The sequence below is a fragment of the Micromonospora sp. DT48 genome, from assembly GCF_049844495.1.
Taxonomy (GTDB): Bacteria; Actinomycetota; Actinomycetes; order Mycobacteriales; family Micromonosporaceae; genus Micromonospora.
The window spans coordinates 239,610-264,979 of the sequence record NZ_JBNCLE010000008.1 but is presented as its reverse complement, the minus strand read 5'-3'; the positions used below and the strand labels follow the sequence as shown (position 1 = coordinate 264,979).

Here is a 25,370-nt window from a genome sequence, read left to right as displayed (position 1 = left end):
AATTCCCCGGCGACGGGGTGGTCACCGGCCGCTAGGGTCAGCAGGGTGACCATGGATCCGCTGCTGCTGACCGGCGACGTGGACGACGCCACGGCTCGCCTGCTGCGAACGGCGGCCAGCTTCGACGCCGCCGACCTCGCGGCACCGTCCCTGCTGCCGGGGTGGAGCCGGGGCCACGTGCTCGCCCACGTCTGCCGCAACGCCGACGGCTTCGTCAACCTGCTCACCGCCGCGCGGACCGGCGAGCAGATCCCGATGTACGCCAGCGCCGAGGCCCGGACCACCGACATCGAGGCCGGCGCGGCGCGTACCCCCGAGGAGCAGTTGGCCGACCTGCGCCGCAGCGCGGACCGGTTCGCCGAGGCCGTCGCCGCCATGCCGGTGCCGGCGTGGGGCGCCACCGTGCAGACCCGAACCGGCGCGTGGCCGGCCGCACTGCTGGTCTGGGGTCGGCTGCGGGAGCTGGAGGTCCACCACGTCGACCTGGCGGCCGACTACCGGCCCGCCGACTGGTCACCGGACTTCGCCCACCGGCTGCTGCACGAGGTGACCGCCGCCTTCGCCGACCGCGACGACGCGCCGGCGATGGTGCTGCGCTTCGACGGCAGCGGCCACGAACTGGTGCTCGGCGACCGGGCCCAGGCTCCGGTCGTCGCCGGTTCCGCGGCCGAACTCGCCGCGTGGCTGACCGGCCGCGCCCCCGGTACCACGCTGACCGTCACCCCCGACGGCCAGCTGCCCCGACCGCCCGAATGGATCTAGGAGCCATGACCTACAGCGGAGAAGTCACCCCCGGCGGCCCGCCCGCGGTACGCGAACTCGACCGGCTGACCATCACCAAGGTGTCGGTCGGTCCGATGGACAACAACGCGTACCTGCTGCGGTGTGTCAACACCGGCGAGCAGGTGTTGATCGACGCCGCGAACGAGGCACCCCGCCTGCTGGAGCTGATCGGCGACGCAGGGCTCGCCGCGGTGGTGACCACCCACCAGCACATGGACCACTGGGTCGGTCTGGAAGAGGTGGTGGCCAAGACCGGCGCCCGCGCGCTGGTGCACGCCGACGACGCCGACGGGCTGCCGATCGAGGCGGAGACCCTCACCGACGGCGATGTCGTGCCGGTCGGTGACTGCGCCCTGGAGGTCATCCACCTGCGCGGCCACACGCCGGGCTCGGTGGCGCTGCTCTACCGCGATCCGGCCGGTGTCGCGCACCTTTTCACCGGCGACAGTCTCTTCCCGGGTGGCGTGGGCAACACCGACCGGGATCCGCAGCGGTTCGCCGCGCTCATCGACGATGTCGAGCACAAGCTGTTCGACCGGCTGCCCGACGACACCTGGTTCTACCCCGGGCACGGTCGGGACTCGACCCTCGGCGCGGAGCGCCCGCAGCTGCCCGAGTGGCGGGCCCGCGGCTGGTGACGGCCGGGTCACCCGGCGGGGAAGGCGCTGCGGGTCAGCGGGTGACCGCGCGCAGTCGCCGCCGGGTGCCCAGCAGCACCAGGGCCGCCAGCAGCAGTCCGCCGACCATGGTCACCAGCAGCGGGCTCGCCCCGGCGGGAAGCAACCCGGCCAGCGTCCGCGACGCGGTGCCCACCGCCAGGTAGAGGCCGGTCCATCCGGCCGCACCGAGCGCCGCGAACCGGAGAAACCGCCGGTACGACATGTGCAGTCCACCGGCGGCCAGCGGCAGCAGCGCGTTGAACACCGGCAGGAACGGAGCGATCAGCACCAGGCGACCGCCGTCGCGGCGCAGGATGGTCTCCGCCGTGATCCACCGCGCCTCGCCGACCCACCTGCCGAAGCGGCTGTGCCGCAGCTGGTCACCCCAGCGCCGGCCGACCATGAAGCTCAACGACCAACCGGTGAGGCAGCCGGTGACGACGGCGACGAAGGTCGCGAGCCCGGTGGTGGGGGTGCCGACCGCCACGGCGGCGAGCACCGCCACGTCGCCGGGCACGAGCACCCCGAACAGCGGTACCGCGTCGAAGAGCATGACCACCCCGAGCACCGCCATCAACACGACCACGGGAAGCTCCCCGACCTGAGCCAACTGGTCCGCCATGGCTCGTACGCTAGGACCTGCCCGCCACGGTGGACACCGGGTTTCCTCCCCATTCTCCCGGTGTGGTCCCTGCGGGTGATCCCTGATCCCGATCATCGCCTCGGGCGTCATCCACCGCATCACCTGGGGCGCTTCGCCCGGCAAATCCACTATTCACCGGTTACTGTCGGGAAGATATTGGGCGATCACCGGCGCGCAAGCCGGGGCCGCCCGCATGGAACAGGGAGAGAGTAAGCATGGCAACCGGCACCGTGAAGTGGTTCAACTCCGAAAAGGGCTTCGGCTTCATCGAGCAGGACGGCGGAGGGCCTGACGTCTTCGTCCACTACTCGGCCATCCAGTCCGGCGGTTACCGCGAGTTGACCGAGGGCCAGAAGGTCGAGTTCGACGTGACCCAGGGGCAGAAGGGGCCGCAGGCGGACAACGTCCGTCCGCTCTGACCCGTACCGGTCCTGCGGGGATGACCACACGGCGACGGGTGGCGGCCGGTATCGACCGCCACCCGTAGTCTCAGGCCGCCAGCCGCCGGCTCAGTTCGTCCACGACCTGCTCGGCCACGGTCGGCGGGATCGCTGCGGCGATCTCGGCCGGGCTGAGCCCGGCCAGTACGCCGGTGACGATCGCCTGCTCGTCGGTGAAGTCCCGGTTCATCAGCGACTCCACCGCCCCCTGCAGCGCGGTGAGCTGGGCTCCGATGCTGCGCAGCGTCGGGTGCGAGACCTTGAAGTTCGGGTCCTTGTGGTCCTCACCCATGGCCATCCGGGTGTAGGTCTGCCCGACCGGGTTGCGGCCGTCCAGGACGGTGAGGTTGCGGTGGACGGTCTTGAGCCAGTTGTGCTCCTCGGGTGTCATGTCGTTGTCTCCCTCGTCGGAGTTGAGCAGTCCGATGGTGGTCAGGTAGCGACGGAACAGGGGCCGCTGGTCCCGGTTCGCCTTGATCGAGTCTCGGAAGAAGCTGAAATGGGTGTGCCACAGGTGGGATCGGTCGCCGGTGGTACGTCGGCCGAGCCGGTCCCACCGCCGGACCACCTTGCCGTCCGGGGAATAGATGATCTCGCGAATGTCGCGGGTGTCCTGGGTGTTGGCGACGCACTGCGCCACGCACCAGGTCGAGAAGCTGGACAGGTCGTGGGTACGGCCGCCGGAGCTGAGCCGGAACATCCCCACGTCCAGCGCGGCGGCGTCGAGGGTCAGTCCGTTGCGGTCGCGGGACGACTCGACCACCGAGTAGTCGTTGGCGACGACCCGATCCGAACCACAGTGGTAGCCCCCTCGGTGGTTGGCGTCGCCGACGATGCCGACCTCGTTGGGTTCGAGGTCCTCGTCGCGGCTGCGCTTCGGATCACGGTTGAGATGTTCCAGCAGCAAACTACGGACGGCGAGAAGATTTGCCGGTGCCCGCGTCATGGATCCCCCCTTCACTTCTCGTTGGGGACCGGGCACGACAGTGACACCGCGTACGCGGTGGAGGGGTTCACCGGCAGGCCCGGCCATTGGGTGCACGGCGCCGGGCGTATCACCACGATAGCCTGAGTGACCGGCAAATGCCCAGCTCAGGGGCGCTTTGAATCAGCTTGGAGAAGGCTGAGAGGCAGAGTGGACGATCGGCAGGACCACTGCGGACGGATGATCAGGGTCGTGCATGATCTCCCGAAATCCACCACGGAGCGTGATGGCCTCGCCGAGTGGTTCGCCGGTGCCGGGGTTGCGTGCGTAGCGCGGGTGAGCGCCGCCGGAGATCTGCAACCGCAGGCGGTGGCCGGGGGCGAACCGGTGGGCGGTGGGCCACATCTCGACCGGCACCGCGACGGTGCCGGCACGGTCGGCGGGGAACCGCTGCGGGTCGATCCGGACCAGCCCGTCGCAGACGTTCCACGATCGGCCCCGCTCGTCCACGTCGCACAGTCGCACGAAGACGTCCAGGTAGGTCAGCTCACTGCGCAGGTGGACCTCGGCGCGCACCGGCCCGACCGCCTCGACGGCGTCGGTCAACGGCTCGCTGGTCCAGGTCAACACGTCCGGCCGGGCCTCGACCGGGCGGTTGTCGAACGGTCCGGCCCGCTGGGCCACCAGCAGGGGACCGCCGAGGGAGGGCGTCGGGTCGGCCGGGTCGTACCAGAATCCGTCCGGCGGCGACGGCACCGGTTCCGAGGTGCTCAGGGCGGCCCCCGGGTGCAGGTACCACCGGACGGCGTCGGCGGGTGGCGGCCAGTCCGGCAGGTCACGCCATCCGCCACCGGCCCCACCGACGTGCACCCGCACGGGGGCCTCGCCCTGCGCGCCGGACGCCTCCGGGGCAGCCGCCACCCGCTCGGCGTCCGCCGGGTCGTCCCGGAGATGCGCGCCGAGCCAGCTCAGGCCCTCGCGCAGCGCGGCCACGAACAGCCCGGGACTGCCGTGCGTCCACGGCCCGACCACCAGCCGCGGACGCGCCCCGGTGGCTCGCAGTGCCTGGTAGTCGCGTAGTTGGGCGGGCAGGAAGATGTCGTGCCAACCGCTGACCATCGCCACCGGGGCATGCACCAGGTGCAGCCGGTCGTCGAAGACCCGACTGCGCCAGTAGTCGGCCTGCGGGGTGTGGTGCCGCAGCCACTCCTGGAAGAACGGCACGGTGACCCCGGTGGCGACCCGGTCGGCCTCGATCAACGGAAGGTGGGACAGGGCGGCGGTGAGCCTCGGCTGGCCGCGCTTGAGCTCCCACTGGCGGGCCAGCCACGGCACGGTCTGCGCCTGCAACAGCTCTGCCCAGGTGAGCACCGTGTCCAGGGCGAACGACTCCCCCGCGTACGTGGAGTCACGGGTGGTCGAGGCGGTGGCGACCGCGACCATCGCCCGCAGCTGCGGGCCCGCGTCCGCCGCGAGCGCCCACTGCACGAATCCCTGGTAGCTGGCGCCGAACATGCCGAACACGCCGGTCCACCACGGCTGCCGACGCAGCCAGTCGAGCGTGTCCAGCCCGTCGTCGCGTTCGTGCACGAACGGCTCGAACCGGCCGGCCGAGCCGCCGGTGCCCCGGCAGGACTGGATGACCATGTGAAAGCCCTGCTCGGCGGCGACCCGGCCGAGCAGCCGCATCGGTCCGGAGCGGCCGTACGGGGTGCGGATCAGCACGGTCGGCGCGGCGGGCAGGTCGGGCGCGTAGTGGTCGGTGCGCAGGATCACCCCGTCGCGTACCCGCAGCGCGATGTCCCGGTCGACGGTGACCCGCCGGGTCCGGGGCGGTGGCAGGCGCAGCGCGGCGACGGCCGCCGCGGCCACCAGACGATCAAGCACTGCTCACTCCGCCCGCCGTCGGTGCGGCTCGCGGGTGGCCCGAACCTCGTCCCGGTGCTCCCGCATCGAGGCGCCCATCGCCGTGATGAACCGGTAGACCACCTCCAGCTCGTCGTCGCGGAAGTCGGCCATCACCCGGTCGGTCCGCTCACCCAGCGGCCGGAAGAAGCTTATGGCCAGCTCAGCGCCCTGCTGGGCGTAGTGCAGCAGCACCTTGCGCCGGTCTGTGGTGTCCCGGTCCCGGCGCAGGTGCCCGGCGCGTTCGAGCCGGTCGATCAGGGCGGTGACCGAGCCGGAGGAGAGACCGAGGTGCTCGCCGAGCCGGCCCGGCGTGATCGGATCACCGAGCAACTCGGCGTCCATCACGGCGATCAACGCTTGCAGGTCGGTGGCGTTGAGGCCGTGCTGGCTGGCGAAGGCGTGCCCGACGTGCTGGGCGTCCACGCCGTACCGCCGCAGCTCGGCCATGATCTCGGCGATCAACACTTCCCGGCGCGTGTCGCGCCGGCGGTACATCCCGTGAGCTGCCACGTCCCGTCGCTTCCTCCCGAGGTCCCGGGTTCGCAGCATAACCCGAATGAGACCCTTGTCTCGACAGACAATATTCTCGACAGCCGAGCTGTTGCAGCATCTCACTTGATGGGTAAGAATCTCGACTGTCTAGATACTTTCGCCTGGGGGTCTTGATGTCCGTGTTCACCCGCGTGGCGGGCGGTCGCCTGAACGCCTGGCTCACCATACTCGCGGCGATCGCCGTGAGTATGGTCGTGTTCTGGCTACCCGTTCCCGACAACCCGGACCCCGTCTCCGCCACCGGTCTGTCCGACCAGTGGCAGTCGACCCAGGTCGAGCTGCTCCAGGACGAACTGCCGGCCAGCGACGTCCAGCCGGCCATCGTGGTGGTCACCCGCGACGACGGCGCGCCACTGACCGACGGCGACCGCACCGCCATCACCACCGGCACCCAGAGCCTCACCGACTACGCCGTCGGCGGTCAGGTCGCGCCACCGCAGCTGTCCCCCGACGGCACCGTGGCCCTGGTCGTCGTGCCGCTGGACACCAAGGGCGGCCAGGATGCGGTCACCACCACCATCACCGACGTACGCGAGGCGCTGACCGCCCTACCGGCGGAGTTGACCGTCGAGGTGACCGGCGCGCCGGCCTTCACCGCCGACCTCACCAAGGTCTTCGAGGGCGCTGACGTCACCCTGCTCGCCTTCACCGCCGCGGTCGTCGCACTGCTGCTGCTCGTGACCTACCGCAGCCCGCTGCTGTGGATGGTGCCCCTGGCCGTCGTGGCCACCACCGAACAGGTCGCCCTACGGGCCCTCGAAGCGGTCATCCCCGCCGTCGGCATCTACTACGCCGGTGGTGCCGTCAGCGGCATCGCCAGCGTCCTCGTCTTCGGCGCCGCCACCAACTACGCCCTGCTGCTGATCGCCCGTTACCGGGAGGAACTGCGCCGCGAGGAGGACCGGTACGCCGCCATGCGCGCCGCGCTGCGCCGCACCGCCGAACCGATCCTCGCCAGCGGCACCACCGTCATGCTCGGCGTACTCACCCTGCTGCTCAGCGAGCGGGAACTCAACCGGGCTCTCGCCGTGGCCTGTGCCATCGGCATCCTCCTCGCGATGGCCTCGGCACTGCTCGTCCTACCCGCCGCGCTGGTGCTGCTCGGACGCGGCCTGTTCTGGCCGTTCGTACCGCACGTCGGCAGCAAGGGCCGGGAAGGCCGGATCTGGGGACGGCTCGGCTCCGCCGTGATCCGCCGCCCGGTGCCGGTCGCCGCCCTGGCCACCCTGCTGCTGGTCGCGCTCGCCCTGGGCGGCCTCGGCCTGCGGACCGGGCTGTCGGAGAGCGAGCAGTTCCGGGTACAGCCGGAGGCAGTCGCCGGGGCTGAGACTCTCGCCCGCGCCTTCCCCGCCGGCACCACCCAGCCGGTCGCGGTGATGACCCGACCCGACGCCGTGGAAGCGGTCACCGCCGCCGCCACCGAGGTGCCCGGGGTCGCCTCCGCCCGCCCCGGTCCCGCCGGGCCCACCGTCGCGCAGGTCGATGTCGTGTTCGACGCCGAGCCCGGCACCGCCGCCTCCAACCGGACGTTGGAAGCCCTCCGGGACGCGGTCGCCGCCGTACCCGACTCCGCGCCACCGGCCCCGGCGGGCGGCGAGACCCCGACCGGCGCCGTCGTCGGCGGCCCCACCGCCGGCACGTACGACGCCGCAGCTGCCGACGCCAAGGACCTACGCCTCATCCTGCCGCTGATCCTGCTGCTGGTCGGCGCGGTCCTGGTCCTGCTGCTGCGCGGCCTGCTCGCCCCGGTGCTGCTGGTGGTCACCGTGGTCGCGTCGTACTTCGCCAGCCTCGGCGCCGCCTGGCTGCTCTTCGACTACGTGCTGGACTTCCCCGCACTGGACACCACCGTCCCGCTGCTCGCCTTCGTGTTCCTGGTGGCGCTCGGCGTGGACTACAACATCTTCCTGGTCACCCGGGCCAGGGAGGACGCCCGCACCGCCGGCACCCGCCAGGGCATGCTCTCCGCCCTACGGGTCACCGGCGGCGTCATCACCAGTGCCGGCATCCTGCTGGCCGCCGTCTTCGCCGTCCTCGGCGTACTGCCGCTGATCACCCTCACCCAGATCGGGATCATCGTCTGCATCGGCGTGCTGCTGGACACCCTGCTGGTCCGCACGGTCGTGGTTCCCGCCCTGGCGTTCCTGCTCGGCGAGCGCTTCTGGTGGCCCGCCCGGGTCACCGCCGACTAGCGCAGCGTTCGACGACCCCCGGCCCGCGCGGGCCGGGGGTCGTCGGGTTTCAGCCAGGGCCGGTGTCAAAGTCCTCGGTCGAGCCGAGGCGGAGCCAGCCGGCGGCCGGCAAGGCGCAGATCGACACAGGCCCTAAAACCCCAGGCAGACGCACTCTGTCAGCAACGCGCGGACGTTGCGCACGTAGCTCGGGTTCGGGATGGTCAACGGCTGTCCCTCCCGGGCCACGGCGCCGTGGCCGTAGTTGTACGCGGCGATGACCGCGTTCAACAGGCACGAGTTCAGCTCGGAGGTGCACAGGTCGGCGTCGAGCCGATAGTCGGCGTCGAAGTACATGTCGCCGATGTACTTCGTCAACCAGGCCAGGTACGTCCCGCCGAGGTAGGCGTTGTCCCGGTAGTCCCGCACGTCGTAGCTCTGCCCGAAGCGCTGGTTCATCCAGGTCGCGGTGTCCGGCATCACCTGCATCAGGCCGATGCCACCGTCGCAGGCCACGATGTTGGACTGCCAACCGCTCTCCTGCCACGCCGTCGCCATGATCAGATCCGACGGGATGCGGATGTCCGGTGCCGACGTCGGCCAGTACGTCCGCCCGGCCGCCTCGGTCAGCGCCGCCTTCGCCTGGGCACGGCTGGCCTGATCGCCCTCGTAGCTGGGCTCGCAACCGGTGGGCGCCGGCTTCGGCGGGGCGGGCGGGACCTTCGTCTCCGTCGGCGGCTTCGGCACCGCCCGGGGAGCGGTGGCCTTGGCCCGTTTGGGCTTCGGGCTCCGTGTCGTCGGCGACGGCGACGGCGAACGGCTGGCACTGGCGGAGGGCTTCGGCGCGGCCCCCATCGCCTCCACCGCCGACGGCGTCGGCGACGCCTCCTCCGGCACCGCCCCATCGGGTTCGGTCGACTCGCCCGACACCTGCTCCGGCAGGGCGACCGGGGCCGGCACCTCCGCAGGAGTGTCCACCGTGGCACATCCACCACCGGTCAGCAGCAGCGTCGCGGCGACCACCGCGACACCCCACCGTGTGACGCGGCGACCCATGTCGACTCCCTCCAGCCTGACCAACCCCGCCGCACACTAACAGTCACCCGCCGTCGCTTGTGGCCCCGCGACCGCGCCACCGGCCGCTACCGGGCTACCGGCCGCTACCGGGCTACCGGTCGCTACCGGGCTACCGGTCGCTACCCGGCGACGGATCCCCCACCGGCCACCGCGCGGTCCCGGGTCGCCCAGGCGACCATGAACACCGCCGTCCAGGCGGCACCGAGCAGCACCGCGCCCACGGTGCCACTGGCCGTGCTCAGCCCCAGATACAGCCTGGCCCCACCGATGGTGACCACGCCCGCCGTCGCCACAGTCCACGCGGCCACCGCCACCGGCCAGCGGGCACCCCGGGACAACAGCCACGCCAACGTGCACAGGCTCGCCGTCACCACCACGTTCTGGGTGGAGAACAGCACCACCCGCCCGCCGTCGGCCAGGTCCGCCACCGCCGCCAACACCACCAGCGGCACGAACGCACCGACCGTGCCCACCACGCTGAGCAGGTCCGCCCGCCACGGCCGGTGCCGCCAGGCCTGCACCAGCGCCACCACCGCCACCATCACGATCAGCGACGAGCCACGCAGCACCGACACCGCCGCCTGGGTCGCCTCCACCACGTCGGGCGTGCGACGGGCCGCGAACCAGTTCGCGATCACCCCGTCGACCAGGGCCAATCCGCTGTGCCGGACCACCGCCCGCAGGGTCCAGGCGATCACCAGCGCCACCGCGAACAGCAGCACCACCCCGGCCGCCAGGTTCGCCAGCAACGCCCACGCCGGTCCGAGACGCAGACTCAACAGGAAGAAGAGCAGCCCGTAGCGGGCCGACAACCACCGCATCGGCGGCAACCGGGCCGCCCGGGTCAGCAGCGCCCGCGCCGGATCGGGGTTGCGGCCCAGCCACCGCCCGGCCAACACCACCGCGACCAGCGCGGCCAGCAACACCAGCACCGCGCCGGTGGCCTGGCCGAGCAGCCGGGAGACCGTCTCGTAGGACTCCCCCGCCAGATGCCCGACCAGCACCGAGGCCCCCACCCAGGTGGTCACCCCGACCAGGTTCCACGGCGCGAACCGGCGGTACCGCATCCCGGCCGCGCCGGCCAACCGGGGCACCAGGGTACGAGCGAACGCCACCCAGCGGGCGGTCAGCACACCCCGCCCACCCATCCGGTCGAGCATCGCGTCGGCGCGGGCCCACCGCTGCGGCCCCACCCACGCACCCCACCTGCCGGCCCGCAACCGGGGGCCGTAGCGCCGACCGGCGCGGAACGCCTGCGCGTCCCCCAGCGCGGCAGCAGCGATCATCACCAGCAACGCCGGACCGAGCCGCAACGTGCCGGTGTACGTGAGGAAGCCCACCAACAGCAGGGTCGCCTCGCCCGGCGCGACCAGACCGATGATCAGCCCGGTCTCGGCGGCCACGACCGACGCCGCGATCACGTAGATCAGCCACGGCGGCAGGCTCTGCATCGAGCTGAGCAGATCGTGCACGACGCCCCCGGATCACCTCGGCAGGACTGCCCTGCCAGTGTGACAGCGCCGTGCCGCGGGTAAGGGACCACCCGGGGTGACCCCGATTCCACGGGGCAACCGAGTGGACGGGAGGATGGAGCCTATGCAGCTTCGCACCGACCTCCGCAACGTCGCCATCATCGCTCACGTCGACCACGGCAAGACCACCCTGGTCGACGCCATGTTGCGGCAGGCCGGCGCCTATGGTGCCCGGGGCGAGGTGACCGAGCGGGTGATGGACTCGATGGACCTCGAACGGGAGAAGGGCATCACCATCCTGGCCAAGAACACCGGCGTGCGCTACCTGCCGGTGGACGGCTCCGACCCGGTCACCATCAACATCATCGACACCCCCGGGCACGCCGACTTCGGCGGTGAGGTCGAACGCGGCCTGACCATGGTCGACGGGGTGGTGCTGCTGGTCGACGCGAGCGAAGGGCCACTGCCGCAGACCCGGTTCGTGCTCCGCAAGGCCCTCAAGGCCCGCATGCCGATCATCCTGGTGATCAACAAGGTGGACCGCCCCGACGCCCGGATCAAAGAGGTCGTCGACGACACCTACGAACTCTTCCTCGACCTCGACGCCGACGAGACGCAGATCGACTTCCCGATCGTCTACGCCTGCGCCCGCGACGGCATCGCCTCCCTCACCCAACCGGCCGACGGGGCGGTGCCGCAGGACAGCCACAGCCTGGAGCCGCTGTTCCGCACCCTGCTGGACACCATCCCGCCGCCCGCGTACGACGAGAACGCCCCGTTGCAGGCACACGTCACCAACCTCGACGCCTCCCCGTTCCTCGGCCGCCTCGCACTGTGCCGGGTGCGTCAGGGCACCATCGCCAAGGGGCAGACCGTGGCCTGGTGCCGCACCGACGGCAACACCCAGCGGGTCCGCATCTCCGAGCTGCTGATGACCGAGGGCCTGGAGCGCAAACCGGCCACCAGCGCCGGGCCCGGCGACATCATCGCGGTCGCCGGCATCCCCGAGATCATGATCGGCGAGACCCTCGCCGACGCGGAGAACCCGATCCCGCTGCCGCTGATCACCGTCGACGAGCCGGCGATCTCCATGACCATCGGCACCAACACCTCACCCCTGGTCGGCCGGGTCAAGGGCGCCAAGGTCACCGCCCGGATGGTCAAGGACCGCCTGGACAAGGAACTCATCGGCAACGTGTCCCTGCGGGTGCTGCCCACCGAGCGACCCGACGCCTGGGAGGTGCAGGGCCGGGGCGAACTGGCGCTGGCCATCCTGGTCGAACAGATGCGCCGCGAGTCGTTCGAGCTGACCGTCGGCAAGCCCCAGGTCGTCACCCGGGAGATCGACGGGCGGACCTGCGAGCCGGTGGAACGGCTCACCATCGACGCGCCGGACGAGTACCTCGGCGCGATCACCCAGCTGCTGGCCACCCGCAAGGGCCGGATGGAGCAGCTGGTCAACCACGGCACCGGGTGGATCCGGATGGAGTGGCTGGTACCCGCCCGGGGCCTGATCGGCTTCCGGACCGAGTTCCTCACCGAGACCCGGGGCACCGGCATCCTGCACCACGTCTTCGAGTCGTACGAGCCGTGGTTCGGCGAGCTGCGTACCCGCAACAACGGCTCCCTGGTCGCCGACCGCTCCGGCAACGTCACCGCTTTCGCGATGACCAACCTCCAGGAACGCGGCCAGCTCTTCGTCGAACCGGGCACCGAGGTGTACGAGGGCATGATCGTCGGAGAGAACTCCCGCTCCGACGACATGGACGTCAACATCACCAAGGAGAAGAAACTCACCAACATGCGCTCGTCGACCGCCGACGAGACCGAGAAGCTGATTCCGCCGCGCAAGCTGTCCCTGGAGCAGGCCCTGGAGTTCTGCCGCGAGGACGAATGCGTCGAGGTCACCCCCGCCGCCGTGCGCATCCGCAAGGTCGTGCTCGACCAGACCCAGCGGGCTCGCGCCGCCGCCCGCCGCAAGCACTCCGGCTGACCGCCGATGGCCGGGGACGACCTCCACGCGTGGCTGGACCGCGAGCCCGGCATGATCTCGGTGTACGCGGGGCCCCTCGGGGCCCCGCCGGTCTGGACCCGGCACGCCGAGGCCACCCACTACGCGGCGAGCACCATGAAGCTGGCGGTGCTCGCCGCGCTGCACCGCGTCGCCGAGGCCGGAGACCTCGACCTGGACGCCCCGGTCGAGGTCGTCAACAGCTTCACCTCCGCCCGACCGGGCGCACCGCCCTACTCCTGCCGCCGGGCGTACGACAACGACGGTGAGGTCTGGGACCGGCTCGGCGGGCAGGCGCCGCTGCGGTGGCTCGCCGAACGCATGATCGTCCGCTCCAGCAACCTCGCCACCAACCTGGTCATCGAACACGTCGGCCGACCCGCCATCGCCGAGGTCTGGCGGCTCGTCGGCGCCCGGCACAGCGTCACCGGACGCGGCATCGAGGACTTCGCCGCCCGCGAGGCCCAGATCACCAACCTCGTCACCGCCGCCGACCTGGCTGCCCTGCTCGACGCGATCGCCACCGGCGCCACCCGTCCCGGCCCGCTCGCCTCGCCGGGCGGCTGCGCCGCCATGCTGGACGTGCTCTGCGCCCAGCAGATCCGTCAGGACATCGCCGAGGGGCTGCCCGCCGACACCCGACTCGCCCACAAGAACGGCTGGGTACGCGGTGTCCGTCACGGAGCCGCGGTGGTCTACCCCGACGACGCCGACGCCTACCTGCTCGTCGTCTGCACCACCGACGACCGGACCGACGCTCGGGACGACGTCGACGCCCGCCAGTTGGTGGCCGACATCTCCCGCCGGGTCTGGCAGGCCCGCCACGACCTGACCATCCTCACTCCAACAGGTTCGCCCGCAGCGCCGCCACCGTCTCGTCGGTGATCCCCAACCCGTCGCGCAGGTACGCCCCGAACGACCCGTGCGCCTGCCGCACCTGCGCGTACGCGGCGTCGAGGTATTCCGGGCGGACCTCCAGCACCGGCCGGACCGCCGCCTCGTCGAGCCCCGGATAGCGCCGCCGCATCGCGTCGAGGAGCACCTCGCGCAGGCTCTCCGTCAGCGGGTTGTTGGCCAGGTAGTCGGCGCGGATCGCGGCCTCGTCCACCCCGAGAGCGTGCAACAGCACCACGGTCAGCCAACCGGTGCGGTCCTTGCCCGCCGAGCAGTGGTAGACCAGCGGAAGGTTGGCGCCGTCGGCCGCCAACCGGACCGCCGCCGCGAAACCCTCCCGGGCCGAGGCACCGGTGACGAACCAGCGGTAGATGTCCTCCATCGCCGCCGTGGTCCCCTGTCGCGCCAGTTCGGCGTACTCGCTGAGGTCGTGGCCGAGCAGCACGGCCGAGACGTACGTGAAGACCGGATGCGCCGGGTCGTGCACCGGCAGGTGCACCACCGTCGGCTCACCGGTCAACCGATCCGGCGGCGCCACCGACACCTCGGACTCGGCGCGCAGGTCCACCACGCAGGCCGGTTCGAGCTTCGCCAGCACCGGCAGGTCCTCGTCGGTGAGCCGACCCAGGGCCGGCGTCCGGATCAGCCGTCCCGGGCGTACCCGTCGGCCTTCGAACCCGATCAGGCCACCGAGGTCCCGCGCGTTGGGCGCGCCGACCAACGTCCACTGCGAGGTGCTCGCTCGCTCGCTCATGTGTCTCCCCCTCACGTACACGATGATCGCCCAGCGCCGGGTTTACCGTCCGATCCGCGACCGAACACGCCACGGCGCCACCCGTCGCCGTAAAAATCCAGACTGATGAATTGCTGGCGGGCCCCCGGTTTCCCTATGGTCCGGACAACGGGGGTGCGACCGACCGGGGAAGCGATCGCAGGGCACCGAGGTGACGGTGCGAGTCACTGCCGCTGCCCTGGCGAGTTCCCCGACGCGGTCCAGCCGGTGGATGCCCCGGCGCCGGCCCACCCGCCGACGTCGGGGTGCGGGTGACGGTCGACCCGACGCGGCACGCGCCTCACCCGCGCTCAGCGACGCGACTCGGTCAGCTCACGTCGCCGGTCCCGTGAGGACTTGGCCAGGCTCGCCGCCGTGGCCACCGCCAGGGTGCCCAGGATGACCAGCAGGGACAGCCAGATCGGGATGTGCGGTGCCCAGCCGACATGCTCCCCGCCGTTGATGAACGGCAGGTTGTTCTCCGCCAGCGCCTCCAGGATCAGCTTGACCCCGATGAAACCGAGCACCACCGCGAGCCCGTGACTCAGGTAGATCAGCCGGTCGAGCAACCCGCCGAGCAGGAAGTAGAGCTGCCGCAGCCCCATCAACGCGAACACGTTGGCGGTGAAGACGAGGTACGGCTCGTGGGTGATGCCGAAGATGGCCGGAATCGAGTCGAGCGCGAAGATCAGGTCGGTCGTACCGATGGCGATCATCACGATGAGCATCGGGGTGAACATCCGCCGGCCGTTCTCGCGCGAGGTCAGCCGCGCACCCTCGTACCCCCGCGAGATGGGCAGCGCCCGCCGGCTCCACCGGATCAGGACGTTCTCGGTGAACTCCTCCTCGCCCGACTCCCCCTGCCGGGCCAGGTTGATCGCGGTGTAGATCAGGAACGCCCCGAAGAGGTAGAAGACCCAGCTGAACTGCGAGATCAACGCGGCACCGGCGGCGATGAAGGCGCCCCGCATGACGAGCGCGAGGACGATGCCGATGAGCAGCACCTTCTGCTGGTACTCCCGGGGTACGGCGAACCGGGCCATGATGATCACGAAGACGAAGAGGTTGTCCACCGAGAGGCTGTACTCGGTCAGCCAACCTGTGTAGAACTGCCCCGCCACGCTGCCCCCGGCGGTGAGCCAGAGCCCGCCACCGAACAGCAGCGCCAACCCGACGTAGAAGGCGACCCAGAGACTCGACTCCCGCACGCTCGGCTCGTGTGGCCGGCGTCCGATGATGAGCAGATCCACCACGAGGATCGTGGTCAGGGCCACGAGCGTCGCCGCCCACACCAGTCCGGACACGTTCACAGTCTCATTCCTCCGGCAGTCGCCCAGCAACCGGCACACGGTACGCCTTCTCGGGCGTGACGGCGTTCCCACCCTCTCTGGGCATCCTAGGAGGATGGGTTACTGGGGAGCGACCGGGTGGTGTCGGTGGCCAACGGATGGGAAAAGCGGCCGGACCAACATGGACGCCGGACCGGTGTGGCAGGCTGCCGCCATGGTCCTCGAGGTAGCGCTCATCGATGTCATTCCCGGCCACGAGGAGGCGTTCGCGTCCGCGTACGCCCAGGGGCACCCGTTGCTCGCCGGCACCCCCGGCTGCCGCTCGGTACGCATGACCCGCGGCCACGAATCCCCCTCCCGCTTCGTGCTGCTGGTCGAGTGGGACTCGATCGAGGCGCACGAGCAGAACTTCCGCGCCACGGAACGTTTCGTCGGGTGGCGGGAGTTGATCGGCCCGCACTTCGCCGCGCCCCCACGGGTCGAACACTTCGTCGACGTACCCGCCTGACGGACAACGGGTCAGCACACGGCGGCCCGTGAGAATGTCACACCGTTCACCTATCATGCGTGGCGCGTCGGCACCGGTCCCGACGGGTTCGGGGGCGCCGGGCCCGGTGTCGACGCGACGACCAGCAGCGGCGCCATCCGGGGTCGACCCGTCACCCGTCGAGTCGGCGGGCCAACCGCCGCACCGTCTCCTCCGCCGGTAGTGCCGCCTCCAGCAGACAGTCGGTCATCCGTTCGTACCGTTCGACGTCGGCCGCCGTGGTCAGCCGCACGTCCGTGGTCAGCGCCTCCAGCATCACCGTGCGCGGATCCGCCGGATCCGGAAAGGAGTAGCTGGAGAACGGGGTCAGCGGCAACGGGATCCGGCCCGCGCCGACCGTCAGCAGGCGGATCGTCACGTGCGGCAGGGCCGCCAGGTCGAGCAGATGCCGCATCTGCTCGCACCACACCTCCACCGGGTCGTCCCCCGGCTCGCAGGCCCACTCGGTGATCAGCGCCGTGTAGCGGGGTGGCTCGACGCGACGCAGCACCGCCTGCCGGGCGGCGCGGGCGCGCAGATCGGCCTCCACGTCCACCGTCGGATCGATGAGCTGACCGGCGGCGATGCGCAACCGGGCGTACGCCGGGCACTGCAACAGGCCGGGCACGATCGCCGGCTGGTACTCGACGATGCCCGCCGCACCCGCTTCGAGTTCGGCGTAGGTGCGCTGCCGCTCCCCCATCTCGCCGAGCGACTTCCACCAGCCCCGGCTGGTCGCCGCGTCCCGGGCGATGACGATCAGCGCGTCGCGTTGCAGCGACGGCACCTCGTAGACGTCGAGCAGGTCGAGCACGTCCGCCAGGTCGGGGCGGCTCTGCCCCAACTCGATGCGGGACAGCTTGGAGGTGGACGCCCAACCGAGCCGTTCACACACCTGTTCCAGCGTCAGCGACTCCCGCCGGCGCAGTTGACGCAACTCCGCGCCCAGTCGGGCACGTCGAATGACCGGACTCGTTGGCAACGGCATCCCCGCCTCCCCACCGAGGGAGATTACGCAGGGCGATCACTTAGTGCAATAGGACGCTCGCATTCCGCTACACCCACTGGAGAAAGTGGACGGACGCCGCCCGACGACTCCTACCGCACGCCGGCCGCGTCCATCCCGCGCAGCTCCTTCTTCAGCTCGGCGATCTCGTCGCGGATCCGCGCCGCCAGCTCGAACTGCAACTCCCGCGCGGCTGCCAGCATCTGATCGTTGAGTTCCTGGATGAGCTGCGCCAACTCGGCCCGCGCCATGCCCTCGCGAGCCGGCGTGGCCGCGGTGGGCCGGACCCGGCTACGGGTCTCCTTCACCGGCGCCTTGCCCCGGGAGAGCTGCCGCACCGCGCCGCCGACCCGCGTCGCCTCGGTGTCCTCCGCCTCACGGTAGATGTCGTCGAGAATGTCATGGATCTTCTTGCGCAGCGGCTCCGGGCTGATGCCGTGCGCCTCGTTGTGCGCGATCTGCTTCGCCCGCCGCCGGTTGGTCTCCTCGATCGCGTCCGCCATCGACGGGGTGATCTTGTCGGCGTACATGTGGACCTGACCGGAGACGTTCCGCGCCGCCCGACCGATGGTCTGGATCAATGACCGGCCGCTGCGCAGGAAGCCCTCCTTGTCCGCGTCGAGGATCGCCACCAGCGACACCTCGGGCAGGTCGAGACCCTCCCGCAGCAGGTTGATGCCGACCAGCACGTCGTAGTCGCCGCGCCGCAACTCCCGCAGCAACTCCACCCGCCGCAGCGTGTCCACCTCGGAGTGCAGGTAACGCACCCGGATGCCGTTCTCCAGGAGGTAGTCGGACAGATCCTCGGCCATCTTCTTGGTCAGCGTGGTGACCAGCACCCGCTCGTCGCGCTCGGTGCGCAGCTTGATCTCGTGCATCAGGTCGTCGATCTGCCCCTTGGTGGGCTTGACGACCACCTCCGGGTCGACCAGGCCGGTCGGGCGGATCACCTGCTCCACGAACTCGCCCTGGGCGTGTTCCAGCTCCCACGGGCCGGGCGTCGCGGACAGGAACACCATCTGGCCGACCCGCTCCAGGAACTCGTCGAAGCGCAGCGGCCGGTTGTCGGCGGCGCTGGGCAACCGGAACCCGTGGTCGATCAACATCCGCTTACGCGAGGCGTCCCCCTCGTACATGCCGCCGATCTGGGGAATCGTCACGTGCGACTCGTCGATGACGGTGAGGAAGTCGTCGGGGAAGTAGTCCAGCAGGCAGTGCGGCGGACTGCCGGGCAACCGGCCGTCGATGTGCATCGAGTAGTTCTCGATGCCCGAGCAGAAGCCCACCTGCCGCATCATCTCGATGTCGTACGTGGTGCGCATCCGCAACCGCTGTGCCTCCAGCAGCTTGCCCTGCCCCTCCAGCTCGGCCAGCCGCTCGCCCAGCTCCGCCTCGATGTCACGGACCGCCCGCTCCATCCGCTCCGCGCCGGTGGCGTAGTGCGAGGCCGGGAAGATCAGCAGGGTGGGGATCTCCCGCACCACGTCCCCCGTGACCGGGTTGAGGTAGTACAGCTTCTCCACCTCGTCGCCGAAGAGTTCGATGCGCAGGGCGAGTTCCTCGTACGCCGGGATGATCTCCAGCGTGTCGCCGCGGACCCGGAAGGTGCCGCGCTGGAAGGCCATGTCGTTGCGGGCGTACTGGATCTCGACCAGGCGGCGCAGCAGCTGGTCACGGTCGATCTCCTGCCCGACGGTGACCCGGACGGCCTGGTCGAGGTACTCCTCCGGGGTGCCCAGACCGTAGATCGCCGAGACGGTGGCCACCACGACGACGTCCCGGCGGGTGAGGAGGGACATCGTCGCGGAGTGGCGCAGCCGCTCGACCTCCTCGTTGATCGACGAGTCCTTCTCGATGTACGTGTCGGTCTGCGGGATGTACGCCTCGGGCTGGTAGTAGTCGTAGTACGAGACGAAGTACTCCACCGCGTTGTCCGGCAGCAGCTCGCTGAACTCCTTCGCCAGCTGCGCGCAGAGCGTCTTGTTGGGCGCCAGCACCAGCGTCGGCCGCTGCAACCGCTCGATCAGCCAGGCGGTCGTGGCGCTCTTGCCGGTGCCGGTCGCGCCGAGCAGCACGGTGTGCCGGTCACCACGGCGGACCCGCCGCTCCAGGTCGTCGATCGCCGCCGGCTGGTCACCGGCCGGTTGGAAGTCACTGACGACCTGGAAACGGCCGTCGAGCCGGGGAATGTCGAGCGCCATGACCTCCACGGTACGCCGGGGCTGTGACACTGAATCCGCTTCCGACCTCCCGGCCGCCGCACGCCCGGGCCGGACGACCGAGGGTGGGCGCGTCGGTCGGGCCACACCCGTCCCGGCCGACTACGTGCGGCACGTGATCCGCTTCAATATTCGCATTGTGTGGCTCTTCTCACCCGGCTACGCTTTTCGTGTAGGCCGCTCGCGGCGGCCGACCGGGCTGGTGGTGGGCCACACAGGCCACGCCGCCCCCGGCACCGAGGGTCGCAGCACCCGGCATGCCTGGCGTGCGCACCGGACGTGGTCGCGCTGGAAGCGCTGACCGGCCGCCGCGAGCGCCCCTGCTCGTCACCCCGGCGTGGTCCGACCCGTTCATCCTCCCGTGAAGAACAGCTCACACCCGCCGTCCGACAACCGCCGACACCGCGCGGTCAGCCGCCGCCACCGAGCCGGCATCACGCCACCCGCGGCGCTCAAGCTGGCCGGCACCGAGCCGGACACCCGGCCACCGGCGGCTCGGCCCGGGGTCCGCCGGGCGGTGGTCACCGGCGGGCTGCTCGACCTCGCCGCCGGGAACCAGCCCGAGGACGAGGACCTGGTCGAGGCGACCACCGAAGCCGACGACACACGGCGGGCGGCCACCCGCCGACGTCGGCTCACCCTCACCGGGCTGGCTTCCGTCGCGGCGATCTCCGCCGTGATGCTGGTCGCCACGCTCGTCACCTGGACACCGGCCGCGCCGCCGCCCCGGGAGCTGACCCCGGGCGAACGGGAACGCCTTGCCGCCATGCGGGTCACCAACTATCGGGAGGTACGCGCGGGGTTGCACGTCACCGCCGGTGACGGTGCCACCCGCACCGACCTGCTGGGCTGGGTCGACTGGGCCCGAGGGCTGACGTACCTCGACGTGGGTGGCCCCGGAGCCGGTGCGCTGCGCGGGCTGGCCCAGGCCACCCCCACCGTGCTGGTGGTCCGGCCCGACCCGACGGCCGTACCGACGCCGGCCATGCCACCGTTGGTGCCCCCCACCGGCGGTTGGCGGGTGTCCGACCAGCGGGGCATCGAACCACTACTCAAGCTGATCTTCACGCTCGCCGCGGACCGGCCCGACGGGGTGGACGGCTGGGTCGGCCGCTGGGTGGGTCAGGACCGGGTCAACGGTGAGCCGGTCGACATCCTGGAGGTCACCACGCCGCAGTCCGGCACGGCGGCCAGCGGTGCCCCCGACGCCGCCCCGGTGCGCTACTGGGTGGATCCGGCGGGCCGCCTGCACCGGATGGCGGCCGAACTCGCCGGGATCGGGCCGGTGGCGGTGACGCTGAACCGGGCCGACCGCCCGACGCTGCGGCCGGTCGCGGCGCTCGGCGGCCGACCCGGCCTACCGCGCGCCCTCACCGCCGCCGAGCGGAACCGCTGGCGTCGGCTACCGGCTCGGTTACGAGCCGTCGGTGGGGCGAAGGTGACCCTGACGGTGCCCGCCTCCGCCGCCACCAACCTGCGCGGCAACGGCTGGCTGAGCTGGACGACGGGGGACGCGTACCTCGGCGTCACCGACCTCGACGGGAACGGCCGACGCACCCTGGTCCGCCACCACGGTCGTAAGATCACCCGGATCGACGGCGCGGCGACGACAGGCAGTTCGGCACGTCCGCCCCTGCCGCCGCCGAAGACCGGTTGGCGGACCGGAGCACACCGCACGCAAGCCCTCGACCCGCTGGTGGCCGCCGCGCTGACCGCCGCCCGCCGCGACGGCCCGCCGGGCACCGCCCGGCGGATCCGTGGCGACACCCTCGCCGGTGTCACCGTCGACGTGGTGCAGGTCGACACCGCCCGAGGGCCGCTGCGCTACTGGGTCGACAAGCGCGCGACGCTGCGCCGGCTGGAACTGCCGACGCGGGCCGGTGCGTGGGCGCAACTCGACCTGGCTCCGGGCCGGGTACCACCGCTGACCCCGCCGCCCGCGAAGCGCTGACCGGGATAGCCGTGGGGCAGGGCACCGTGGCGTCAGGGACGCCAGCCGGTGCGCGCGGCCCACTCCTCCGCCCGTAGATGCTCCTCGTCGAACCACGGGTCCTTCGCCGTGGCGTACGTCCCCAGATCCGGTGCGGACGCCGCCAACTCCCGCTTGAGCATCAGGTACGCGGCCCGCTGGTCGGGGTCGGCCCGGAGGTGGTCGCGCATCAGCAGGGCGTACCGCCAACCCGGCGAGCCGGTCACCCGCAGGTGCAGGAACACCGGGCGGGCCGGGTCCGCGTTGCCGTGCAGCCGCTTCTCCCACCGACCGTTGCCGGCCGGTCGGGGACTGTCCCACCAATGGCCCGGCAGCGCCGGAAACCCGGCGTCGGCCAACCGCTCGGCCAACACCGCGTCGACCTCGGCGAGAGACGGCACGCTGAGCTGGATGTCGATGACGTCCTTGGCGGGCAGACCGGGGATGGCGGTCGAACCGATGTGGTCGATCCGTAGGTCCGCCGGGGCGATGGCGTGCCGGATCCGGGCCGCCAGCCGCGCGTACTGCTGGGGCCAGGTCGGATCCGGCTCGACCAGGCGGACGCGGTCCGGACGCACCGCCCGCCGGTGTCGCACGTTGCTCTCGAAGGGCACCAGACGGTCGTGCCAGAGCGCGTCGACCGCCGCATGGAGTTCGTCGAGGGTGCCGTCGTTGGTCAGCAGGACGTCCGCCACCGCCGCCCGACGGGCGTCGTCGGCCTGGGCGGCGATCCGGCGGCGCGCCTCCTCCTGGCTCATCCCCCGGTCGCGGGCCAGTCGCGCCAACCGGGTCTCCACCGCCGTCTGCACCACGACCACCAGGTGGTACGAGGGCGCCAGCCCCACCTCGACCAGCAACGGAACGTCGTTGACCACCACGGCGTCCGGCGGGGCGGCACGGGCCAGTTCGGCGGTACGGGCCCGGACCCGACCGTGGATGATCGACTCCAGTCTGCGCCGGTCCGCTTCGTCGGAGAACACCAGCTCGCCGAGGGCGGCCCGGTCCAGGGCACCGTCGGCGTCCAGCACCCGGTCGGAGAAGGCGGCGACGACCTCGGCGAGCCCTTCGGTGCCGGGTGCGACCACCTCTCGGGCGAGCTGGTCGGCGTCGATCAGCACCGCGCCCTGCTCGACGAGCCGTCGCGCCACCGCGCTCTTGCCCGACCCGATGCCACCGGTCAAACCCACTCTCAGCACGGCACCAGTCAACCCGATCATCACCACGGGTGCCAAACAGCGCGGGCGTGCCTCGGTGCGGCGGGCAGGCACCAACGCCGACGGGCCCCGCCGCGACCCGGTGGTGCGGGTCGGGGCAGGGCCCGTCGTCAGTTGACAGATCCAGGTCGCGGCGTCAGAAGCGCCGCCTCTGGTGTCGCAGGCTCACTTGCCGCCGGCGAGCTTCTCCCGCAGAGCGGCGAGCGCCTCGTCGGTGGCCAGCGTGCCGGCCGGCTCCTCGGCCTGGCGGCTCGGGGCCGCGCTGGTCGAGGTGGTGGTGCCGCCCGTGGGGGCCGGCTGCGGGTTGGCAGCGGCCTCGGCCTCGGCGGCCCGGGAGGTCTGCACCTGCTTCTGGTGCGCCTCCCAGCGCTGCCGCGCCTCGGCGTACTGCGTCTCCCACGCCTCGCGCTGCTTCTCGTACCCCTCGAGCCACTCGCCCGTCTCCGGGTCGAAGCCCTCCGGGTAGATGTAGTTGCCCTCGTTGTCGTAGGTCGCGGCCATGCCGTAGAGGGTGGGGTCGAAGTGCTCCTCGCCCTCGACGAAGCCCTCGTTGGCCTGCTTGAGCGACAGCGAGATCCGGCGGCGCTCCAGGTCGATGTCGATGACCTTGACCATGACCTCGGAGCCGACCTGGACGACCTGCTCGGGGATCTCCACGTGACGCTCGGCCAGCTCGGAGATGTGGACCAGACCCTCGATGCCGTCGTCCACCCGGACGAAGGCACCGAACGGCACCAGCTTGGTGACCTTACCCGGCACGATCTGCTGGATGGCGTGGGTGCGGGCGAACTGACGCCACGGGTCTTCCTGGGTCGCCTTCAGCGACAGCGAGACCCGCTCGCGGTCCAGGTCGACGTCCAGGACCTCGACCTCGACCTCCTGGCCCACCTCGACGACCTCGGACGGGTGGTCGATGTGCTTCCAGGACAGCTCGGAGACGTGCACCAGGCCGTCCACGCCGCCCAGGTCGACGAAGGCGCCGAAGTTGACGATCGAGGAGACGACGCCCTTGCGGACCTGCCCCTTCTGGAGCTTGTTGAGGAACTCGGTGCGCACCTCGGACTGCGTCTGCTCCAGCCAGGCCCGGCGGGACAGCACCACGTTGTTGCGGTTCTTGTCCAGCTCGATGATCTTGGCTTCGAGCTCCCGGCCGACGTACGGCTGCAGGTCGCGCACCCGCCGCATCTCGACCAGCGAGGCCGGCAGGAAGCCGCGCAGCCCGATATCGAGGATGAGGCCACCCTTGACCACCTCGATGACGGAACCGCGGACGACGCCGTCCTCGTCCTTGATCTTCTCGATCGTGCCCCAGGCCCGCTCGTACTGTGCCCGCTTCTTGGAGAGGATCAGCCGCCCCTCCTTGTCCTCCTTCTGGAGGACAAGGGCCTCGATGTGGTCGCCCACCGAGACGACCTCTGCCGGGTCCACGTCGTGCTTGATCGACAACTCCCGAGAGGGAATGACACCCTCGGTCTTGTAGCCGATGTCGAGCAGGACCTCGTCCCGATCGACCTTGACGACGGTGCCTTCGACAATGTCGCCGTCGTTGAAGTACTTGATGGTCTCGTCGATCGCGGCGAGGAAAGCCTCCTCAGAGCCGAGATCGTCGACGGTGACCTTGGTGGCGCTCGAGGGGGCCTCGATGCTGCTCGTCATGTGGGCGGTTGCTCCGGTCGGATGGTGTGTCACAGCAGGCTGGTGTCGCGGTGACCTGTGCGCGCCAACGGATCCGTCGGCGGGCCCACCCGGATATCGCTGAACGAGATCTTGATGTGACTCCGCCGACCGCGCACCTGCTCCCTGCCGAGGCACACGATCCGCGAGCGCATCGTCTACCCTACCTGCTGCATTACCACAGCGTGCAAGCCCTCCCGCCTACTCATCGACGCACCAGCCGCGAAAGCGGAGATTTCGACCAGGAACGTCGTGGTCGGGCCGGGCCGCCGCCGACCACGGCGTCGCCAGGGCCTAGCGTGGCCTGGTGGACGACGACGACCGGGTGACCCGGCGCCAGGTCAGTGACGCCGAGGCACGCACCGCCAACCGACGCTGGTGGGACGCCGACGCCGACGCGTACCAGGCCGAACACGGCAGCTTCCTGGGCGACGTGGACTTCGTCTGGTGCCCGGAGGGCCTGCGCGAGGCCGACGCCCGACTACTGGGCGACGTGGCCGGGCGACGGGTGTTGGAGGTCGGCTGCGGCGCGGCCTCCTGCTCCCGCTGGCTGGCCACCGAGGGCGCCCGACCGGTCGCGCTGGACCTGTCCGCCGGCATGTTGCGGCACGCGGCACAGGCCAGCGCCCGCAGCGGGGTACGCGTCCCGCTGGCCCAGGCCGACGCGCTCGCGTTGCCCTTCGCCGACGAGAGCTTCGACATCGCCTGCACGGCGTTCGGCGCGGTCCCGTTCGTCGAGGACTCGGCGGCACTGATGCGCCAGGTGCACCGGGTGCTGCGCCCCGGCGGCCGGTGGGTCTTCTCGGTCACCCACCCGATGCGCTGGATCTTCCTGGACGACCCCGGCGAGGGCGGGCTGACCGCGGTGCACTCGTACTTCGACACCCGGCCGTACGTGGAGCAGGACGAACACGGCCGAGCCAGCTACGTCGAGCAGCACCGCACCATCGGCGACCGGGTACGCGAACTCGTCGCCGCCGGCTTCCGGCTGCTGGACCTGGTGGAACCCGAGTGGCCCGAGGGACACGAGGGGATCTGGGGGCAGTGGAGCCCGCTGCGCGGGCGACTCTTCCCCGGCACCGCCATCTTCGTCAGCGAGAAACCCGCCGCCTGAACCGGCCGACTGTCCGGCACCGCCCCGGACAGCGAGTGCGCCGCCGCCGTCC

Annotated in this window: 21 protein-coding genes; 9 read left to right on the top strand and 12 right to left on the bottom strand. The window is 71.2% G+C overall.

The window, feature by feature from the left end:
- Positions 1-45 precede the first annotated feature (45 nt).
- Positions 46-762 carry a maleylpyruvate isomerase family mycothiol-dependent enzyme gene (locus ACLQ2S_RS11300; protein ID WP_309223342.1) on the top strand — a complete coding sequence of 239 codons (717 nt, stop codon included), beginning with the start codon at positions 46-48 and terminating at the stop codon, positions 760-762.
- A gap of 5 nt (positions 763-767) precedes the next feature.
- Positions 768-1,421, top strand: coding sequence for an MBL fold metallo-hydrolase (locus ACLQ2S_RS11295; RefSeq protein ID WP_155218504.1), 654 nt, complete (start codon positions 768-770; stop codon positions 1,419-1,421).
- 34 nt (positions 1,422-1,455) lie between these two features.
- Here the strand turns inward: ACLQ2S_RS11295 and ACLQ2S_RS11290 are convergent, their stop codons facing one another.
- Positions 1,456-2,064 (bottom strand): DedA family protein, encoded by a 609-nt coding sequence (locus ACLQ2S_RS11290; protein ID WP_155218506.1) that lies wholly within the window; start codon positions 2,062-2,064, stop codon positions 1,456-1,458.
- 236 nt (positions 2,065-2,300) lie between these two features.
- Between ACLQ2S_RS11290 and ACLQ2S_RS11285 the strand changes: the two genes are divergently transcribed.
- A complete protein-coding gene (locus ACLQ2S_RS11285) occupies positions 2,301-2,504 on the top strand; it encodes a cold-shock protein (RefSeq protein WP_093401468.1) in 204 nt (67 codons plus the stop codon).
- A 70-nt stretch (positions 2,505-2,574) separates the two neighbouring features.
- Here ACLQ2S_RS11285 and ACLQ2S_RS11280 read toward each other — a convergent pair whose 3' ends face one another.
- From ACLQ2S_RS11280 to ACLQ2S_RS11270, 3 genes are all read right to left on the bottom strand, one after another.
- Positions 2,575-3,471: a hypothetical protein gene (locus ACLQ2S_RS11280; RefSeq protein WP_155218508.1), complete on the bottom strand. Its 897-nt coding sequence runs from the start codon at positions 3,469-3,471 to the stop codon at positions 2,575-2,577.
- A 162-nt stretch (positions 3,472-3,633) separates the two neighbouring features.
- A complete protein-coding gene (locus ACLQ2S_RS11275; RefSeq protein WP_425701649.1) occupies positions 3,634-5,337 on the bottom strand; it encodes a CocE/NonD family hydrolase in 1,704 nt (567 codons plus the stop codon).
- A 3-nt stretch (positions 5,338-5,340) separates the two neighbouring features.
- A complete protein-coding gene (locus ACLQ2S_RS11270; RefSeq protein ID WP_425701695.1) occupies positions 5,341-5,853 on the bottom strand; it encodes a MarR family winged helix-turn-helix transcriptional regulator in 513 nt (170 codons plus the stop codon).
- A gap of 170 nt (positions 5,854-6,023) precedes the next feature.
- Between ACLQ2S_RS11270 and ACLQ2S_RS11265 the strand changes: the two genes are divergently transcribed.
- Complete coding sequence (locus ACLQ2S_RS11265) at positions 6,024-8,102, top strand: MMPL family transporter (protein WP_425701648.1); 2,079 nt, start codon at positions 6,024-6,026, stop codon at positions 8,100-8,102.
- A gap of 132 nt (positions 8,103-8,234) precedes the next feature.
- On the opposite strand, the gene ACLQ2S_RS11260 is transcribed toward ACLQ2S_RS11265, so the two are convergent.
- Complete coding sequence (locus ACLQ2S_RS11260) at positions 8,235-9,137, bottom strand: transglycosylase SLT domain-containing protein (RefSeq protein ID WP_425701647.1); 903 nt, start codon at positions 9,135-9,137, stop codon at positions 8,235-8,237.
- Positions 9,138-9,277: 140 nt separating this feature from the next.
- Positions 9,278-10,630, bottom strand: coding sequence for a DedA family protein (locus tag ACLQ2S_RS11255; RefSeq protein WP_425701646.1), 1,353 nt, complete (start codon positions 10,628-10,630; stop codon positions 9,278-9,280).
- Between the two features lie 124 nt (positions 10,631-10,754).
- Between ACLQ2S_RS11255 and typA the strand changes: the two genes are divergently transcribed.
- A complete protein-coding gene (gene typA / locus ACLQ2S_RS11250; protein WP_425701645.1) occupies positions 10,755-12,623 on the top strand; it encodes a translational GTPase TypA in 1,869 nt (622 codons plus the stop codon).
- Positions 12,624-12,629: 6 nt separating this feature from the next.
- A complete protein-coding gene (locus ACLQ2S_RS11245; protein WP_425701644.1) occupies positions 12,630-13,526 on the top strand; it encodes a serine hydrolase in 897 nt (298 codons plus the stop codon).
- On the opposite strand, the gene ACLQ2S_RS11240 is transcribed toward ACLQ2S_RS11245, so the two are convergent.
- Together ACLQ2S_RS11240 and ACLQ2S_RS11235 are read right to left on the bottom strand one after the other, a co-directional pair.
- Positions 13,480-14,289, bottom strand: a complete 810-nt coding sequence (locus tag ACLQ2S_RS11240) for a tyrosine-protein phosphatase (protein WP_425701643.1) — start codon at positions 14,287-14,289, stop codon at positions 13,480-13,482. The two genes, ACLQ2S_RS11245 and ACLQ2S_RS11240, sit on opposite strands and share 47 nt — an antisense overlap.
- Positions 14,290-14,618: 329 nt before the next feature.
- Complete coding sequence (locus ACLQ2S_RS11235) at positions 14,619-15,617, bottom strand: TerC family protein (RefSeq protein WP_425701642.1); 999 nt, start codon at positions 15,615-15,617, stop codon at positions 14,619-14,621.
- A 193-nt stretch (positions 15,618-15,810) separates the two neighbouring features.
- On the opposite strand from ACLQ2S_RS11235, the gene ACLQ2S_RS11230 reads away from it, so the two are divergent.
- On the top strand, positions 15,811-16,104 hold the full coding sequence (locus ACLQ2S_RS11230) for an antibiotic biosynthesis monooxygenase family protein (protein WP_155218520.1): 294 nt from the start codon (positions 15,811-15,813) through the stop codon (positions 16,102-16,104).
- Positions 16,105-16,255: 151 nt separating this feature from the next.
- Here ACLQ2S_RS11230 and ACLQ2S_RS11225 read toward each other — a convergent pair whose 3' ends face one another.
- Both ACLQ2S_RS11225 and uvrB read right to left on the bottom strand, forming a co-directional pair.
- Positions 16,256-17,110, bottom strand: coding sequence for a helix-turn-helix domain-containing protein (locus ACLQ2S_RS11225; protein ID WP_155218523.1), 855 nt, complete (start codon positions 17,108-17,110; stop codon positions 16,256-16,258).
- A gap of 110 nt (positions 17,111-17,220) precedes the next feature.
- Entirely contained in the window at positions 17,221-19,329 is a 2,109-nt protein-coding gene (gene uvrB / locus ACLQ2S_RS11220) for an excinuclease ABC subunit UvrB (RefSeq protein WP_155218524.1), read from the bottom strand.
- Between the two features lie 379 nt (positions 19,330-19,708).
- On the opposite strand from uvrB, the gene ACLQ2S_RS11215 reads away from it, so the two are divergent.
- Complete coding sequence (locus ACLQ2S_RS11215; RefSeq protein WP_425701641.1) at positions 19,709-21,298, top strand: hypothetical protein; 1,590 nt, start codon at positions 19,709-19,711, stop codon at positions 21,296-21,298.
- A gap of 32 nt (positions 21,299-21,330) precedes the next feature.
- Here the strand turns inward: ACLQ2S_RS11215 and coaE are convergent, their stop codons facing one another.
- Positions 21,331-22,512, bottom strand: coding sequence for a dephospho-CoA kinase (gene coaE / locus ACLQ2S_RS11210; protein ID WP_425701640.1), 1,182 nt, complete (start codon positions 22,510-22,512; stop codon positions 21,331-21,333).
- Positions 22,513-22,695: 183 nt separating this feature from the next.
- Positions 22,696-24,186 (bottom strand): 30S ribosomal protein S1, encoded by a 1,491-nt coding sequence (gene rpsA, locus ACLQ2S_RS11205; protein WP_155218528.1) that lies wholly within the window; start codon positions 24,184-24,186, stop codon positions 22,696-22,698.
- Positions 24,187-24,511: 325 nt separating this feature from the next.
- Between rpsA and ACLQ2S_RS11200 the strand changes: the two genes are divergently transcribed.
- Positions 24,512-25,318, top strand: a complete 807-nt coding sequence (locus ACLQ2S_RS11200; protein WP_309223347.1) for a class I SAM-dependent methyltransferase — start codon at positions 24,512-24,514, stop codon at positions 25,316-25,318.
- Positions 25,319-25,370 lie beyond the last annotated feature (52 nt).